16 protein-coding genes are annotated in these 15178 nt (G+C 68.3%); 15 read left to right on the top strand and 1 reads right to left on the bottom strand.

All coding sequences use genetic code 11. The features are described from left to right. The 11 genes from mbhE to HG543_RS27820 all read left to right on the top strand — a co-directional run. A partial coding sequence (mbhE, locus tag HG543_RS27870; protein ID WP_169347913.1) for a hydrogen gas-evolving membrane-bound hydrogenase subunit E occupies window positions 1-1331 on the top strand: 1331 nt, incomplete at its 5' end. Then, window positions 1331-1669 carry a Na+/H+ antiporter subunit C gene (locus HG543_RS27865; RefSeq protein ID WP_169347912.1) on the top strand — a complete coding sequence of 113 codons (339 nt, stop codon included), beginning with the start codon at window positions 1331-1333 and terminating at the stop codon, window positions 1667-1669. The genes mbhE and HG543_RS27865, both read left to right, overlap by 1 nt. Then, a complete protein-coding gene (locus HG543_RS27860; RefSeq protein ID WP_169347911.1) occupies window positions 1666-3306 on the top strand; it encodes a monovalent cation/H+ antiporter subunit D in 1641 nt (546 codons plus the stop codon). The genes HG543_RS27865 and HG543_RS27860 overlap by 4 nt, the downstream gene beginning before the upstream one ends. Beyond that, window positions 3303-3791 carry a Na+/H+ antiporter subunit E gene (locus HG543_RS27855; RefSeq protein ID WP_169347910.1) on the top strand — a complete coding sequence of 163 codons (489 nt, stop codon included), beginning with the start codon at window positions 3303-3305 and terminating at the stop codon, window positions 3789-3791. The genes HG543_RS27860 and HG543_RS27855 overlap by 4 nt, the downstream gene beginning before the upstream one ends. After that, complete coding sequence (locus HG543_RS27850) at window positions 3788-4066, top strand: K+/H+ antiporter subunit F (RefSeq protein WP_169347909.1); 279 nt, start codon at window positions 3788-3790, stop codon at window positions 4064-4066. The genes HG543_RS27855 and HG543_RS27850 overlap by 4 nt, the downstream gene beginning before the upstream one ends. Beyond that, window positions 4063-4419, top strand: a complete 357-nt coding sequence (mnhG, locus tag HG543_RS27845) for a monovalent cation/H(+) antiporter subunit G (RefSeq protein ID WP_169347908.1) — start codon at window positions 4063-4065, stop codon at window positions 4417-4419. The genes HG543_RS27850 and mnhG overlap by 4 nt, the downstream gene beginning before the upstream one ends. A 176-nt stretch (window positions 4420-4595) precedes the next feature. Continuing rightward, window positions 4596-5981, top strand: a complete 1386-nt coding sequence (locus HG543_RS27840) for an OmpA family protein (RefSeq protein ID WP_169347907.1) — start codon at window positions 4596-4598, stop codon at window positions 5979-5981. Then, window positions 5978-7651 (top strand): AMP-binding protein, encoded by a 1674-nt coding sequence (locus HG543_RS27835; protein WP_169347906.1) that lies wholly within the window; start codon window positions 5978-5980, stop codon window positions 7649-7651. Before HG543_RS27840 ends, HG543_RS27835 begins: the two co-directional genes overlap by 4 nt. A gap of 15 nt (window positions 7652-7666) precedes the next feature. Continuing rightward, window positions 7667-8053 (top strand): DUF4280 domain-containing protein, encoded by a 387-nt coding sequence (locus HG543_RS27830; protein ID WP_169347905.1) that lies wholly within the window; start codon window positions 7667-7669, stop codon window positions 8051-8053. Beyond that, on the top strand, window positions 8046-9170 hold the full coding sequence (locus HG543_RS27825; RefSeq protein WP_169347904.1) for a type VI secretion system protein IglI family protein: 1125 nt from the start codon (window positions 8046-8048) through the stop codon (window positions 9168-9170). The genes HG543_RS27830 and HG543_RS27825 overlap by 8 nt, the downstream gene beginning before the upstream one ends. Beyond that, on the top strand, window positions 9167-10120 hold the full coding sequence (locus HG543_RS27820) for a type VI secretion system baseplate subunit TssG (RefSeq protein ID WP_169347903.1): 954 nt from the start codon (window positions 9167-9169) through the stop codon (window positions 10118-10120). Before HG543_RS27825 ends, HG543_RS27820 begins: the two co-directional genes overlap by 4 nt. Window positions 10121-10195: 75 nt before the next feature. Here HG543_RS27820 and HG543_RS27815 read toward each other — a convergent pair whose 3' ends face one another. Beyond that, window positions 10196-10957: a hypothetical protein gene (locus HG543_RS27815; protein WP_169347902.1), complete on the bottom strand. Its 762-nt coding sequence runs from the start codon at window positions 10955-10957 to the stop codon at window positions 10196-10198. A 250-nt stretch (window positions 10958-11207) separates the two neighbouring features. Between HG543_RS27815 and tssB the strand changes: the two genes are divergently transcribed. The 4 genes from tssB to tssK are packed head-to-tail and all read left to right on the top strand — an operon-like array spanning window position 11208 to window position 15177. After that, window positions 11208-11741 (top strand): type VI secretion system contractile sheath small subunit, encoded by a 534-nt coding sequence (gene tssB / locus HG543_RS27810; protein WP_169347901.1) that lies wholly within the window; start codon window positions 11208-11210, stop codon window positions 11739-11741. 42 nt (window positions 11742-11783) lie between these two features. After that, complete coding sequence (gene tssC / locus HG543_RS27805) at window positions 11784-13277, top strand: type VI secretion system contractile sheath large subunit (RefSeq protein ID WP_169347900.1); 1494 nt, start codon at window positions 11784-11786, stop codon at window positions 13275-13277. Between the two features lie 36 nt (window positions 13278-13313). After that, window positions 13314-13883: a hypothetical protein gene (locus HG543_RS27800; RefSeq protein ID WP_169347899.1), complete on the top strand. Its 570-nt coding sequence runs from the start codon at window positions 13314-13316 to the stop codon at window positions 13881-13883. A gap of 40 nt (window positions 13884-13923) precedes the next feature. Continuing rightward, window positions 13924-15177: a type VI secretion system baseplate subunit TssK gene (gene tssK, locus HG543_RS27795; protein WP_169347898.1), complete on the top strand. Its 1254-nt coding sequence runs from the start codon at window positions 13924-13926 to the stop codon at window positions 15175-15177. Window position 15178: the final 1 nt, after the last annotated feature.

The raw sequence follows: 15178 nt of genomic DNA, 5'->3' as shown, positions 1-15178 counted from the left end.
TGTGTATAAGAGACAGGTGGGAGGCGGGACGGGGGGGCCTCGGAGGCCGCTTCATGGAGCGGTTCGATGGCGCGAGGCTCTTCACGTCCCTGCTGGCGTGGCTCACCGCGCTGAGCAGGTGGGGCCGCCGCTGGCTGCTCACCGCGGGACTCCAGCGGCAGCTGCTGGCGATGGTGCTGGTCACCCTGCTGGTGGGCGTCGTGACGCTGTGGGGTGGCATCGGCAAGGGAGATCGTCCGCTGGTGCCGCTCTCTCCGGTGTTCGTCGCGCTGTGGGTGGCCGGAGGCCTCGCGGCGATGGGGGCGGCCTGGCAGGCGAAGTTCCACCGGCTGGCCGCGCTGATGCTGTCGGGGACGGCGGGCGCGGTGTGCTGCGTCACGTTCATCTGGTTCTCCGCTCCGGACCTGGCGCTCACCCAGCTCACCGTGGAGGTGGTGACGACGCTGCTCATCCTGCTCGGGCTCCGGTGGCTCCCACCGCGTGAGCCGGCTCGCGGCGTGTACGACGCGCACACGCGGCGGCTCGCCAGGGGCCGCCGGGCCCGTGACTTCATCGTCGCGGTGAGCGCCGGTGGCGGGATGGCGCTCCTGTCCTACGCGGTGATGACGCGTGAGCTTCCCGAGCGCACCTCGTTCTTCCTCGAGAACTCGCTGAGCGGCGGAGGCGGGCGGAACGTGGTGAACGTGATGCTGGTGGACTTCCGCGGCTTCGACACCTTCGGGGAGGGGGTGGTGCTGTGCCTCGTCGCGCTCACGGTCTACGCGCTCCTGCGGCGCTTCCGGCCGGCGTCCGAGGTGATGGCGCTTCCGCCACAGCAGCAGGCGCTGCCGGAGGACCTGCAGACGGACCTGGTGAACCCACGCCTGGCGCGCGACACGGCGGTGGGGTACCTGATGGTCCCGGCCGTGCTGGTCCGCCTGTTCCTGCCCGTCTCGGGAGTGGTGGCGGCGTTCTTCTTCCTGCGGGGGCACAACGCGCCGGGAGGCGGGTTCGTGGCGGGGCTGGTGATGTCGGTGGGCTTCCTGCTCCAGTACCTCGTCTCCGGGACGGAGTGGGTCGAGCAGCGGCTGCACCTCGCGCCGCGCACGCAGCTGGGCGTGGGGCTCCTGTTCGTTCTCGGCACGGCCGCGGGGGCGTTCGTCGTCGGCTATCCGCTCCTCACCTCGCACACCTTCCACCTGAGCGTGCCGGTGCTGGGCGAGCTTCACATCGCGAGCGCGCTGTTCTTCGACGTGGGCGTGTTCTGCCTGGTGCTGGGCTCCACGTTGCTCATCCTGGTGGCGCTCGCGCACCAGTCGATTCGCGCCCACCGGGCCTCGGGAGGTGACTGATGGAGGTGGTGCTTGCGGTGGCGATCGGCATCCTGGCCGGCTCGGGCGTCTGGCTCCTTCTGCGGCCCCGCACGTTCCAGCTGGTCATCGGACTGTCGCTCCTGTCCTACGCGGTCAACCTCTTCATCTTCAGTATCGGCGGCCTGGCCATCGACAAGGAGCCCATCCTCGCGGACGGCGTCCCGCCGGACCTCGCGCACTACACGGACCCGGTGCCGCAGGCGCTCGTGCTGACGGCCATCGTCATCAGCTTCGCGATGACGGCACTCCTCCTGGTCATCACCCTGGCCTCACGCGGGATGACCGGGACCGACCACGTGGACGGCACCGAGGTATGAGCGCGCTCCTCCAGGGCCTGATGCCCCACCTGATGGTGGCCCCCATCCTCCTGCCGATGTTGGTCGCGGCGGTGATGCTCCTCGTGGGCGAGGGGAAGCGCGCCGCCAAGCTGGTGCTGGGGATGAGCTCCACGCTCCTGGGACTCGCCATCTCGGTGGCGCTGTTCGCATGGGTGGACGCGCACGGCGCCGTGGCCTATCTGCCCGGCAACTGGCCCGCGCCGTTCGGAATCACGCTCGCGGTGGACCGCCTGTCGGCGGGAATGCTGGTGCTGACCTGGCTGCTGGGCGCCAGCGCGCTCTCGTTCGCCTCCGCGCGCTGGCACCGCGCGGGCGTCCACTTCCACCCGCTCTTCCAGCTGCAGCTCATGGGGCTGTCGGGCGCGTTCCTGACGGCGGACGTCTTCAACCTCTTCGTCTTCTTCGAAATCCTGCTCGCCGCCTCGTACGGCCTGCTGCTGCATGGCTCCGGGAAGCCGCGGGTCCGCGCGGGGGTGCACTACGTGGCGGTGAACCTCGCCGCGTCGTCGCTCTTCCTCATCGGCGTGGCGATGATCTACGGCGTCACGGGGACGCTCAACATGGCGGAGCTCTCCGCGCGCCTGTCCGGAGTGGGCGTGGCCAACCGGCAGCTCATCGACGCGGGAGCGGCCATCCTCGCGGTGGCGTTCCTGGCCAAGGCGGCGGCCTGGCCGCTCAACTTCTGGCTCGTCCCCGCCTATGCGTCGGCGACTCCGCCCGTGGCGGCGATGTTCGCGGTGCTCACGAAGGTGGGGATCTACGCGCTGGTGCGGTTGTGGACGCTGATGTTCGCCGGGGGGCCGTTGGCGGGGTTCGGCGCGGACGGGCTGTTCGTGTTCGGCGTGGTCTCCTCGGTGCTCGCGGCCCTGGGGATGATGGCCTCGCAGCGGCTCGCGGTCCAGGCGGCGGGGGGCGTGATGGTCTCCGCCGGGACGCTCCTGGCCGCGCTGGGGCTGGGCGAGGAGGCCGTCCTCGGCTCCGCGGTGTTCTACCTGGTGAGCTCCACGCTGGCCTCCAGCGCGTTCTTCCTGCTCGTCGACGTCGTCGAGCGTTGGCGCGCGGGAGCGACCGTCGTGGACGAGGCGCCCTTCCTCAGCGCGACACTGGAAGCGCAGGAGGTCAACCTCGACGACGAGGAGGAGCCGCTGGTCGCCCTGCCGTTCCCCGCGTCCACCGCCCTGATGGGCATGGCCTTCATCGCGTGTACGCTGCTCATCTCGGGCCTGCCTCCCCTGTCCACCTTCATCGGCAAGGTCGGCATGCTGTCGGCGGCGCTCGGGGCGGGTGGAGCGAGCGCGCCCGTCTCCGCTCGGGCCTGGCTGTTCACGGGCGTGCTGCTGGGCTGCGGCCTGCTCACCCTCATCGCGCTCACGCGGACGGGAATCCGGACCTTCTGGTCGGAGATGCATCGCCAGCCTCCCCGGGTCCGGGCGCCGGAGGGCCTGCCGCTGGTGGCGCTCCTCACCGCGTGCGGCGTGCTGGCGCTCGCGGCGGGCCCCACGATGGAACTCGCGAGCGCGACGGCGCGCTCCCTCTATGACCGGCGTGGGTACATCAAGGCGGTCCTCGGCGCGGAGGTGCGGCCGCCGCCGACGGCGCGGGAGGCCGGGCCATGAGGAGGCTCATTCCTTCCCCCGTGCTCTCGGTGGCGCTGCTCCTGCTGTGGATACTGCTCATGCAGTCGGTGAGCGCGGGGACGCTGGTGCTGGGCGCGGCCCTGGCGCTGTTCTGGCCCGCGGTGACCGTCCGTCTCAGGCCGGCTCCCGTGCGGATGCGCAGACCCCTCGTCATGGCACGCCTGTTCTGCCGGGTGGTGCTCGAGATGCTGAAGTCGAACGCCGAGGTGGCGTGGGCCATCCTCACCCAGCGCTCGCGTGACATGCGCTCCGGCTTCGTGCTCATCCCGCTCGAGCTGAGGGATCCGAACGGGCTGGCCGTGCTGGCGATGATTGTCACCTTCACTCCGGGCACCGCGTGGGCGCAGCTGTCGGCGGACAATCGCGTCCTGCTGCTGCACGTGCTCGCCATCGAGAGCGAAGCGGCTCTGGTGGCGCTCATCAAGGAGCGCTACGAGCGCTCGCTCAAGGAGATCTTCGAATGAGCCCTCTGCTCTCCTGGGCGCTGACCTTCGCCCTGGGCTGTCTTGCATTGGGGGTGCTGCTGGCGCTGGCACGGATGATTCTCGGACCCAGGGCGGAGGACCGCGTGCTGGCGTTCGACTGCCTGTACGTGAACGTGATGCTGGTCATCCTCGCGCTGGGGCTCATCTATCGCAGCAGCTCCTACTTCGAGGCGGCGCTCCTGATTGCCCTCTTCGGGTTCGTGGGCTCCACGGCGATGGCCAAGTTCCTCCTGCGCGGGGAGGTCATCGAATGAACGGGGGAACTCCGCTGTGGGTGGAGGCGCTGACCGCGCTGCTCGTGGTGGTGGGCGCGCTGGCGGCGCTGATTGGCTCGTTCGGGGTGCTGCGCCTGAGGAGCTTTTTCCGGCGCGTTCACGCCCCCACCCTGGGCGCGACGGTGGGGACCTGGGGCTTCACGCTCGCGACGGCGGTGCAGGTCTCCTACGAACGGGGGCAGCTCTACCTTCATGCGCTGCTCATCACGGTGTTCATCGCGCTCACCGCGCCGGTCACCACCATCTTCCTGATGCGGGCCGCGGTGTTCCGCGGACGCCTGCGCGGCGAGGAGATTCCGGTGCCCGGAACGGAAGAGCCGTCCCGGGGGTGACGCCGCGTCGTGGCGGCGCCGGAAGCGTTTGCGCGCGACCGTCACACCACGAGGCCATCACAGGGAGCCGGATGTCGCCGTGCTCGCCGCGCGTGGGAAGCGCTGTGAAGCGCGCCACGGGTTCCGTGTGATGTCCGTCACAGCCCCTGCGGCGACGCACCGGCAGAGTGCGCACCATGCACTTCTCCACGTTGCTCCGGGGCCTTGCCGTGGTGGCCCTCTTGCGCGGCTCGACGGCCTGGTCGCAGACCGCGGCGTCCGGTTTCGAGCTGGAGCGCCTGGAGCTCAACACCGGGCAGGGCTCCCTCCTGGTGGGCAACGGCGAGCTGCTGGCCCCCGGCGGCCTGAGCGTGGGGCTGGTGGGGCACTACCAGCACCTGCCGCTCATGCTTCAGAACGGGGAGCATCAGCTGGCGCGGGTCAGCCACCGGGCCTCGGTGGTGCTGGCGGGCAGCTATGGCGTGCTCCCGTGGCTGGAGGTGGGGGCGCAGGTCCCCTCGGTGCTCTGGCAGACGGGCGGAGACCCTGGCGGCATGGGACTGCCGCCCCTGGTGCGCCGGGGGCTCGGCACCCCGGTGCTCCAGGCGCGGCTGGGGTTGCTGTCCCTGCACCGGGAGCAGCCCATGGACCTCGCGGTGGACCTGGCCGCGGGGCTGCCCGTGGGGAGCGAGCCGGCCCTGGCGCGCGACGCGGGGATGCGCTTCCGCGCCCGCGCCACCGCGGGGGTGCGGTGGGGCTGGCTTCATCCGGCGTTTGAGGCCGGGGTGCTGCTGCGGCCCTCCAACGGCTCGTTCGACAGCGGCCCCACGAGATTGATTCCCGAGCTGCGCCTGGGCGCGGTGGTGGCCATGGCGCGCAAGGGGCTCCGGGCCGAGCTCGCCGTCCGGGGGGCCTTCTCCAGCGACTACGCCCAGCCCTCGCTCGAGATGATGGGCGGGGTTCGCCTGCCGCTGACCTCCCGGTGGGAGCTGTTCGCCATGGGAGGGCCCGGCCTGGGCAATGCGCCCGGTACGCCCACGGCGCGCGTGCTCCTGGGCCTGAGCTTCCGCATGGAGCCGCCTCCGGGCCTGGAGCGGCTCTCGGAGGCCATTCCGCGGTTCCGCCTGGAGCAGGTGGACGTCGCCCCTCGGGTGGAAGAGCCCCGCCTGTCCGTGGAGCCCGTGCCCACCCGCGAGCTGCTCCCCGCGGAAGCTCCACTCGCGAGCGCGGCGCCCCTCCTCCAGGGCTCGGTGCTCTTCGAGCCGGGGCGCGCGGAGCTGTCCGGGGACCTCGGCCTGCTGCAGGCGGTGGTCGTGCTCCTGCGCACCCTGCCCGGTGAGCCCGTCATCCACCTCGTGGGACACGCGGGCCACGCGCCGGAGGAGACGACGGATGGCTTGCTGCCGCTCCGGCGCGCGCTGGCCGTCCAGGGCTACCTGACCGCGCAGGGAGTTCCCGCGTCGCGCCTGCGGGTGCGGAGCGCCAGCCCGGGCGGGTCCGGGAGCGAAGACCCGGGGCACGCCCGACGGGTGGAGGTGCGCGTCGCGGGCCAGGCCTCGTCCCTGGCCGGGGAGACGCCATGAGCTTCGACTTCCGCGCCATCCTCCAGCAGGTCGAGCAGGCTGCTCCGGCCGAAGCGCTTCCCGATTGGCTCCAGCGGAGCTGGACGGACCCGGAGGGCTTCGCGGCGGCGCTGGCACCGGCCCACGCGGGCCGGGGGGCGCCCTTCAAGAGCCGCACGGGGCAGCACCACGACTTCTTCCATGACCTGATTGGCCGCCACGCCACGACGGAGCGCATCGCGCTGCGCGCGTATGACCGGGCGGTGGGCTGGCGGACGCTGAGCTACCGCCAGCTGCATGAGCAGGCCGCGCGAAGGGCCACCGCGTGGGAGCAGCGGGGCGTGAAGCCGGGGGCGCGGGTGTGCCTGTTGTATCACCCCGGTCCCGAGCTGTGGGTGAGCCTCGGCGCGGCGCTGGGGCTGGGGGCCTGCGTCAGCCTGCTGCCTCCGGTGGGGCGCCGCTTCGTTTCGCGCCGGCTGGCCGTGCTCGACCCCGAGCACGTGGCGGCCGAGCCGCATCAGGCGCCCTTCCTGGGGCCCTACGCTCCGCGACTGCTTCCCACGGCGGGCCCCGCGACGCCGGCACTCGCCTCCCACAGCTACAAGCCGGAAGCGCGGGTGGGGCTGCTCTTCTCGCCCCTGGTGAATCCTCCCTCCACGCCCGTGCCCCTCCGGGCGGGGGACGCCTGGCTCGGAGCGCTGGTGGATGGCGCGCTCACCTTCGCGCTGGCGCCGGGGGACCATCTGGCGGCGCCGGGCTTCCACCCGCTCCAGCACCTGCCCGCGCTCATCTTCACCACGCTCCTGCGGGGCGCCACCTACCTGCACCTGGAGCTGTCGGACCTGGAGGAGCGCCCCACCCTGCTGACGGAGTACCCGGTGCGTGCGCTCGGTGTCACTCCGGCCCTGCGGGATTTGCTGCTGCGCACGCGGACGCCGCTCAGGAACGTGGGTGGCTGGTTCCGGAACCCGGAGGGGCCGCTCGACTGGCAGGCGTGGCGTGCGTGGGTGAAGGGGTGCGGGCTGGAGTCGGTGCCCTGCTCCAACGTGCTCGTGGACGCGGCGGCTGGAGGCGCGGTGCTCGCCTCGCCCCGGCGCGTGGGGGATGTGCATACCGAGGTTGCTCCCGCGCCGGGCCGCCGCTGGGCCCTGAAGGACCTGAACGGGAGCGGCCAGCCCGCGGCGGGAGACATGGGGCTCTTCACCCTGCTGCCCGCGGAGGGCAGGCCGCCCGGGCATGTCGTCCTCTCTTGTGTCCGACAGCGGTACCACTACGGAGGAACGCTGGAGCCACGTCGCGAGGGCCGGGTGCTTCCCGCCGCCGAGGTGACGGAGGCGCTCGAAGGCGTGGAGCCGCCCTGCTCCACCTCGCTGCTCACCGTGCCCACGGGAGGACTGGGTGGGGAGCTGCGCTCGGTGCTGCTCGTCTTCACCGGCTCACCCTCCGAGGGTGCGCAGCCGTCACTGGCGGAGCTGCGCCGGCGCTTCGAGCTGCAGCTCGGCACCGAGTTCGTCCCGGACCGGTTCGAGGTCTTCCCTCTCTACCCGAGGCTGCGGGAGGGACGGGTGGACGATGCGTGGTGCCACACGCAGTACCTGACGGGCGCGCTCTACCAGAAGGCAGGGGCGCCCCTGTTCCAGACCCTCACGGCCCTGCGAGCCCGGCTGCGGCAGGCGCCTGGCGCTCACTGACGAGGAATTGAACCGATGGGAATCCAAGTCGTCACGGGAGCCACGCTCCAGTGCAGCTTCGGCGCGGCGCCGTCCACGCTGGTGGTGGCGCCCGTGAACAAGGTGCTCGCGAGCACGCCGGCCGCCAACATCTTGGACAACAAGCCGCTCGTGAACATCCCGCCGTTTGGCATGTGCCAATCGCTGGCCAATCCGATGGTGGCTTCGGCGACGGCGGCGGCGATGGGTGTGCTCACACCGATGCCGTGCATTCCGGCCACGGCGGCGCCGTGGACCCCCGGCTGCCCCAAGGTGCTCATCGGCAACATGCCGGCGCTGGACAGCAACTCCAAGTGCCTATGCACCTGGGGCGGCGTCATCCAGGTCGTCAACCCCGGGCAGATGGCGGTGCAGGATGGCTGAGACACTGGAATCGCTCGCTGCCCTGGAGCGCGCGCTGACGGCTCCCTCGAGCCCGTCTGCCCTGACACCCGAGCAGGTGGAGACGCGCGTGGAGCGGGTCATCGCCCAGATGGCCCGGGGCGCCTATGCCGAGGCGGCACGGGCGTCCGAGGTTCTGCTGCGCGAGGGCGCCTGTGACGTGCGCCTGGTGAGTCCCTATCTGTTCGGGGCCTTCTTGACGCACGGTCCTCGAATCCTGCCCTCGCTCTTCTCCGCCGTGCATCAGATCTGCTCACAGGGGTGGGAGCGGCTCGGGCCCGACGACAACAAGCCGACCCTGGCCGACAGCGGCTTGCTCTGGTTGTTCAAGTCCCTGCACAAGCACCTGGAGTTTCATGGGCGGGCCCAGGATGACGTGTGGCGGAGGTGGTGCGAGAGCTGTTCGCGACCCCATGTCCAGGAGGCGCTCCAATCCATTGACGAGTTGGTCGAAATACTCGAGCAGCGTCTGCCCGGCGGAGGTGGCGTTGCCCGGTTGCTCCAGGTGACCGGCTGGCTGCGTGAGAACCACGAAGCCTTTCCGGAGACGCTGGCCAGTCCTGAGCCGGAGGACGACGAGCAGGTGCCGGAGGTCGAAAACAGGGAGGAGGCCGAGCCCGCCGAGCAGGAAGAAGAGTCCCCTGAGGAACCTCCCGAGAAGCCGGAGGACGAAGAGTCCAAGGAGGAGGAATCGCGAGAGGAAGACGAGCGACAGGACGAGGAAGATGCTCGTCTTGTAACGCCCTCGACCTCACGAACGCGTGCGGCACTCCCGCCTGAAATGGAGCACTCGCCTGCGCTCGAACAACTGCTGCACAAGCTGGCCGCCTTCAACCAGCTCGTAGAACGACAGGACTTCTCTCGCGCCAGCATGGTTGCCTCGGACGTACTCCACGCCATCGATCACTTCGACCCGCTCGTCTACTTGCCCTCGCTTTTCTCCCGCTTCCTCACGGACCTGAGCGCGCACGCGGAAAGAATCGAACCACTGATGGAGGGCTCCAGGTCCTCCTTGAGTGAGCGTGCCCTCGAGCGGCTCTACCGGACGGACCTGGAAGCGTTCTTGAACTCCGCTTCCGGTGCCGAGGACCCGTCATGAGCAGGCTCAATCTTGAACAACACATCCGCGAGCGCATCCGCCACTTCGACATGCCCGCGTTGTTGTCCCTGCTCGCCCAGGAGGGCTACGGCGAGCACGAGATTGAGTACCGCAGCCACCGCTCGCTCGTGCATCAGGGGCACCTGGTGCACGACATCCAGTTCCTCCATGTGCCGCACCGCCACGTCGTCCTCACGGTGAACCTCGGTCTGCTCGGCGCACAATCCCCACTGCCCGCGTTCCTCCTTCAGGAGATGGAGAGGCTGGACCCGATGGAGACTGCTCGGATGGAGCGCTTCCTGGGCTACTTCGACCATGAGCTGCTGCGGGCCCGCTTCGGGGGGCTCTACCCAGAACAGAACGCCGCCTTGCTCCCTGGCTGGGAGGATGCCGCCCAAAATCGCCTGAGCCTGCTGAACCTCAGCAGCCCCAGCACGCTGCATTGGCTATTCGCTCAGGCTTTCCCGGAGGCCGGGGTGGTCGTGCGGCGTGAGGTGAGCGTGCAGCCAGTGGCTACTCGCGGACCTCACCTGAGCGCCACTTCACTGGGAGACTCCACGGCCCTGGGAGGCTTTGCCTCAGTGCTCACGGGAGGACTGGAGGTGACGCTCTTCTTCGACGAGGGCCAATGCGGAACGGGAATCTCCTGGGCCACGGCAGCTCCGCAGCGGCTGTCACACCGGGTCTTGCCTCTGCTCGTCCATGCGGCAGTGCCACTGACTGTATGCATGGTGCTCCGCGACCCGTGCGCTCCAGCCCGCCTCCAGCGAGACAGCTACCTGGGCTATGCGCCGCTGATGGGGGCGGGAAACCCACATCAGGCGTTCATCCTCTTCCGCGACAAGCCTTCACACCAGACTCCATCGGGGCTGGCTGCATGGCGTCAGCGTCTGGGGGTAGGCGCTGCCACCGAGCCTCCCCGAGCACGGGCGGTACCTGGTCCATCTTGAGCGCGGGTCTCGTGAACCCGCTGACGAGGCCGCGCCGAGCTGGAGGCCAGTCCGGCGCGAGAGCATCCACGGACCTCACCACTTGTAGACGGGGACTTTCTGCTCTCTCGCAAACTCCTTAGCCAGCTGCGCAACCCAGGAGACACTCCCTCCTTGATTGCTCGAACAGCGCGGACACTGAGGCTTCAGATCGAAATCTATCGGATAGAGAAGCCCCAGCTTGTCGAAAACAGACTCCATGTAAGGTGTGCAGAACTCCTTGGGAAAGGAGTGGTCCGCGTGGTACGTGCGCGCTGGAACTTTTCCGTTGCACGTGTGGCAGCCCTGTTTGCTTCCGATTTTTTGGATTTCCTGCCCCTCGTTCGATGTGACCTTGGGCCCGGATGAGCTGACACAGTTTCCCGGGATGGGGTCTCGCACGCCGAGGATGAAGCATTTTTCATCTGGGTTGTTGTTCAGGAATTTCAGTGCATCTCCGGCCCGCATCGCGTTGAGCCCCTTGATAAGGCTGGCTTGGCGGCTTGAACAGTCATGGCATTGAGGGAAGAGCACCGTGGGATTGAGGTCCACACTCAGTGTAAGCCTCAAATTCTTGCTCAGACTCGTGGGGGGGATGTGATCTCCAACCCACGGCTGATCGCGATCCTTATGGAGCTTGGAAAGGCAGGTGTGGCATCCGTATTTCTTCCCTATCTCCTGGATGTCGCTGCGATGCGCGTTGGTATACCAGGAGGTGCGACGGATGGGGATGCCCTTTCCTCTCCATTTGTGGTGTGTCGTGTTCCGCGCCAGCTCTTCTTCAATGAATTCCCGAAGGTCGTCTGCGTTGATGGACATGGCACTTTCTCGAAGCGAGCTTCCATAGGAGCCACCATGGCTCCCCAGCCGCACCATTCTGTCGAGGCTCGGTATACGCGCTGTGATGGGCTTCACTTGTTGGAGGTGATGCGCTTCACAACACCTGCTCCTGTGACGAACTTCACTCCCCAGCAGTGACGTTCCTCACAGCGCCCCCAGAACGGTTCCATCAGAGTGCACCTCACCAGGCGCCAAGCAGCACCTGGTGACCTCCTGAAGGAGCCCTCCCTTGTCAATCCAAGACGCACTCCCCACGTCACGCATCACCCTCACCTACCGCACCACCATCAACGGGAAAGAGGAGGAGGTCGACCTCCCCTTTCGCATGCTCGCCCTCGCCGACCTCTCCCTCGGCTCGTCGAAGGACCGGCGGGTAGACCTGGACGAGCGCAGGCTGCGCTCCGTCAAGCCGGGCGGCCTGGACGACCTGATGAAGGACATGGGCATGTCCATCGAGTTCCAGGTGCCGGACAGGACCAGCGCCTCCGGCGACGGGACGCTCGACGTGAAGCTCCCTCTCGAGCGGATGAAGTCCTTCCACCCGGACGAGTTCGTCCAGCACGTTCCCAAGCTCAAGGCGCTGCTCCTGATGCGCAAGCTCCTGCTGGAGATGCAGGCCGACATCGACAACCGTAAGGAACTCTGGCGCACGCTCTCCGAGCTGTACGCCCGCCCCGAGGACATCCAGCAACTGCTGGAGAGCGACGCGCTCAAGGGCTTCGAGAACCTGCGCCTCCCCGCCGGCGACGCGAAGAGCGCCTGAGCCCCCTCAACCCCCTGTCACACCCACGAGGAAACCCCCACCATGGCTGAGAAAAACTACCTGCAGGAGCTCTTCAAGAGCCGCGGCCTGGGCGCCCCGCCCGCGTCCGCCGAGCCGATGATTGGCACGGGGCTCGTCCCCACCTCGCTCCAGGAGAGCGAGATCTCCACCGACAACCGCTTCATGTCCGCCCTGGCGGCGCTGCTCCACAACGTGCAGCCGCTGCGGGACGAGGACAGCCGGCCGCGCTTCGACAAGGGCCAGGTGATGAACGCCGTGGCCCGCCTGGACGAGCTCATCCAGGCGCAGGTCAATGAAATCCTCCACCACGAGACCTTCCAGAAGGCGGAGGCCACGTGGCGAGGCGTGGAGGACCTGGTCAACCACACCAACTTCCAGGCCAACATCACCATCGACCTGCTCGACGTCTCCAAGCAGGAGCTGGCCCAGGACTTCGAGAAGAACGCGAGCAGCATCTTCTCCAGCTCGCTCTTCAGCAAGGTCTACACCCGGGAGTACGACCAGTACGGCGGGCGGCCGTTCGGGGTGATGCTCGGCCTCTACGAGTTCACCGCCTCACGGCCGGACCTCCAGTGGCTGGAGCGCATGAGCTGGGTCGCCAATGCCGCACACTGCCCCTTCGTCTCCTCGGCCAGCTACAAGTTCTTCGACTGCGACAGCGTCGAGCAGCTCGAGTCGCTCAAGAGCCTGGACGGCGTGCTCAACCACCCCCGCTACGGCAAGTGGGCGGAGCTGCGTGAGAGCGAGTCGGCGGCGTACATCAGCCTCGCGCTGCCGCGCTACGTGGTGCGGCTGCCGTACAACCCCGTCACCAACCCCTGCGAGGTGCTCAACTTCACCGAGGAGGCGAACGGCGACTCGAAGAAGTACCTCTGGGGCAACGCCGCCATCCTCTTCGGACGCAACCTGGCGAGCGCCTTCGAGCTGTCCGGCTGGTGCCAGTCCATCCGCGGCCCCCACGGCGGCGGGCGCATCCAGGGCCTGCCGGTGGACACCTTCATCCTGCGCGGTCAGCAGGAGATGCAGATGCCGGTGGAGTTCTGCATCCCCGACTTCCGGGAGTACGAGTTCGTCCGCCACGGCTTCATGCCGCTGGTGTACCGGAAGAACGAGGCGGAGGCGACGTTCTTCAGCACCCCGTCCATCAAGCGCTCCAAGAGGTACAAGGATGCGAAGGACTCGGAGAACGCCCAGCTCGTCACCAACCTGGCCTACACGTTCACCATCACCCGGCTCGCGCACTACGTGAAGAGCATCATGCGCGACAACATCGGCAGCTCGGCCGACGAGGTCTACATCCACCAGCAGATCAGCAACTGGCTGATGGACTACGTCACGGTGGTCAGCAACCCGGATGACCTCACGCTGCGGCGTTTCCCCTTCAAGTCCGCCCAGGTTCTGGTGGCCAAGCGCCCGGGGGAAATTGGCTGGTACGACTGCAAGGTGTCGGTCCTCCCCCACGTCCAGTTCGAGGGCCTCGACGTCGAGCTGCAGCTCGAGTCGCGGCTCGGCTAGTCCCTCCTTCCCTCATCACCTCCACACGAGTACGCCATGTCTCAATTCAGCCGCAGTCTCGACGTGTATCAGGGCTTCAACTTCAAGAAGGACAAGCAGTCTCGGGTCGGCTTCATCACGTCCATGAAGGTCGGGACCAAGGAGCTGGAAGCCGACCTGACGACCATCGCGGATCCCGAACAGCCCACGAAGAAGCTCAAGGTCGTCTCGGTCCTCAATCACTTCCTGTGGGACACGGGCGCGACGGACGCCATGTACTTCTCCGGGCAGATCTCCACCAAGAACCAGCAGGCGTTGTCGTTGCTGGTCCTGAACGACCTGACCAGCATCGCGGTGGAGTTCGAGTACACCCTCTACCAGTACGACCCGCTGGAGAAGAAGTACTTCAAGTCCAGCTTCCACGCGAAGAAGCTCATGGGGCTCGTGGAGAAGAGCGGTGACGACCTGAAGCTGGCCGTCGAGGACGACCCTTCCAGCGAGGTCAAGTCTCCCCAGAACTTCACTTTCCAGATCGGCATCACGCCGCAGTCCCAGGAGCAGCAGGTGACCCTGGCGGTCGCCACGCAGATGAAGGTCGAGAAGAAGTGGGGCTCCAAGAGCAACTAGCCGCGAGTCCCTGACCTCTCCTCCCGAGTTCGAGCACACCATGGAATCCCACAAGATCGCACGCGTCCGCTGGCAGGCGGGGCAGATGCTCCTGCCCGAGCACTTCCGCGCCCAGGACGAAGGACTCTCGGCCGAAGCCCTGCTCACGGCCGAGCTCACGGGCGTGCCCATGTCTGGCATTGGTGCGCTCGAACTCAACCGGGCGCAGCTGGCCGAGGGCATCTTCGCCCTCGGCGCGTTGACCGCCATCATGCCGGGCGGCCACCTGGTGCAGGTGCCCGGCAACGCCACCGTGGCGCCCGTCTCGCTGGAAGAGACGGGCCGCTCGCGGCTCACCCTGTACCTGCATCTGATGCAGGAGACGCGCGGCGCCGAGGGCATCCCCCTCTACGCCAAGGACGCCCCCGCCCTCCACCGGGCCCTGCACGTCCTCCAGCTCTCCATGGAGCAGGCCCTGGATGGGGCGCTCAGCTCCCTCGCGCTCGCCGAGCTCTCCAAGGACGAGCAGGGCCGGTGGGAGTTGTCACGCGAGCAGCTTCCTCCCCTGCTCCGGGCGAGCCCCCACCCCTTCCTGGAAGGCCTGTTCACCCGCCTGGACGAGCTGCTGGACCAGGCGCGCGGCCAACTGCGCACCGCCATCCGAGACAACTACGTGCGAGGCGACCGGCTCTCCAACGCGCGGCGGGCCCTCTGCGAGGTGCGCCGCGTCCAGGGCCTGCGCGCGGACATGCGCCATGGCCTCCACCCGCCCACCTACCATCTCTTCGAGGCCCTCCGCCGGCTCTACCTGGAGATGTGCTGCTACCTGGAATGCGAGCCGGAAGAGGAGCTGCCCGCCTACCAACACGACGCACCGGGCCCGGGCCTGTGGCGGTGGATGACGCTGCTCGAACGCGGCCTCCGCCCAAGCACCCACCAGCGCTCGTACCGGCCTTTCGAGTGCCGTGAGGGGCGCTTCATCCTGTCGCGGCTCCCCCAGGAGGAGCCCGCGCCGAATGACTTCTACCTGCTGGTGCGCCGCCACGAGCGCGACAAGCCCCGCGCCTTGGACGGCGTGAAGCTGGCCAGCCCGCTGCGACTGTCCGTGGTGAAGCGCCTGGCCCTCAAGGGGTTGACCTTCCGCCACGTGCCCTACCCTTCCTTCCCCCACGCGTTCGACTCGGACATCGACTGGTACCAGCTCACCACCGAGGGCGAGGAGTGGCAGGCCGTGCTGCGCGAGGACGGCGTGGCCTTCCCCGCGACGCCCGCGCTGGAGGGGGCTCAAATCTTCCTCTTCTGGCGGAGGACCTGAC

This window comes from Pyxidicoccus fallax, from assembly GCF_012933655.1.
Taxonomy (GTDB): domain Bacteria; phylum Myxococcota; class Myxococcia; order Myxococcales; family Myxococcaceae; genus Myxococcus; species Myxococcus fallax.
Note: the sequence above shows the minus strand (reverse complement) of the source record. Positions and strands in the feature narration are given on the sequence as shown.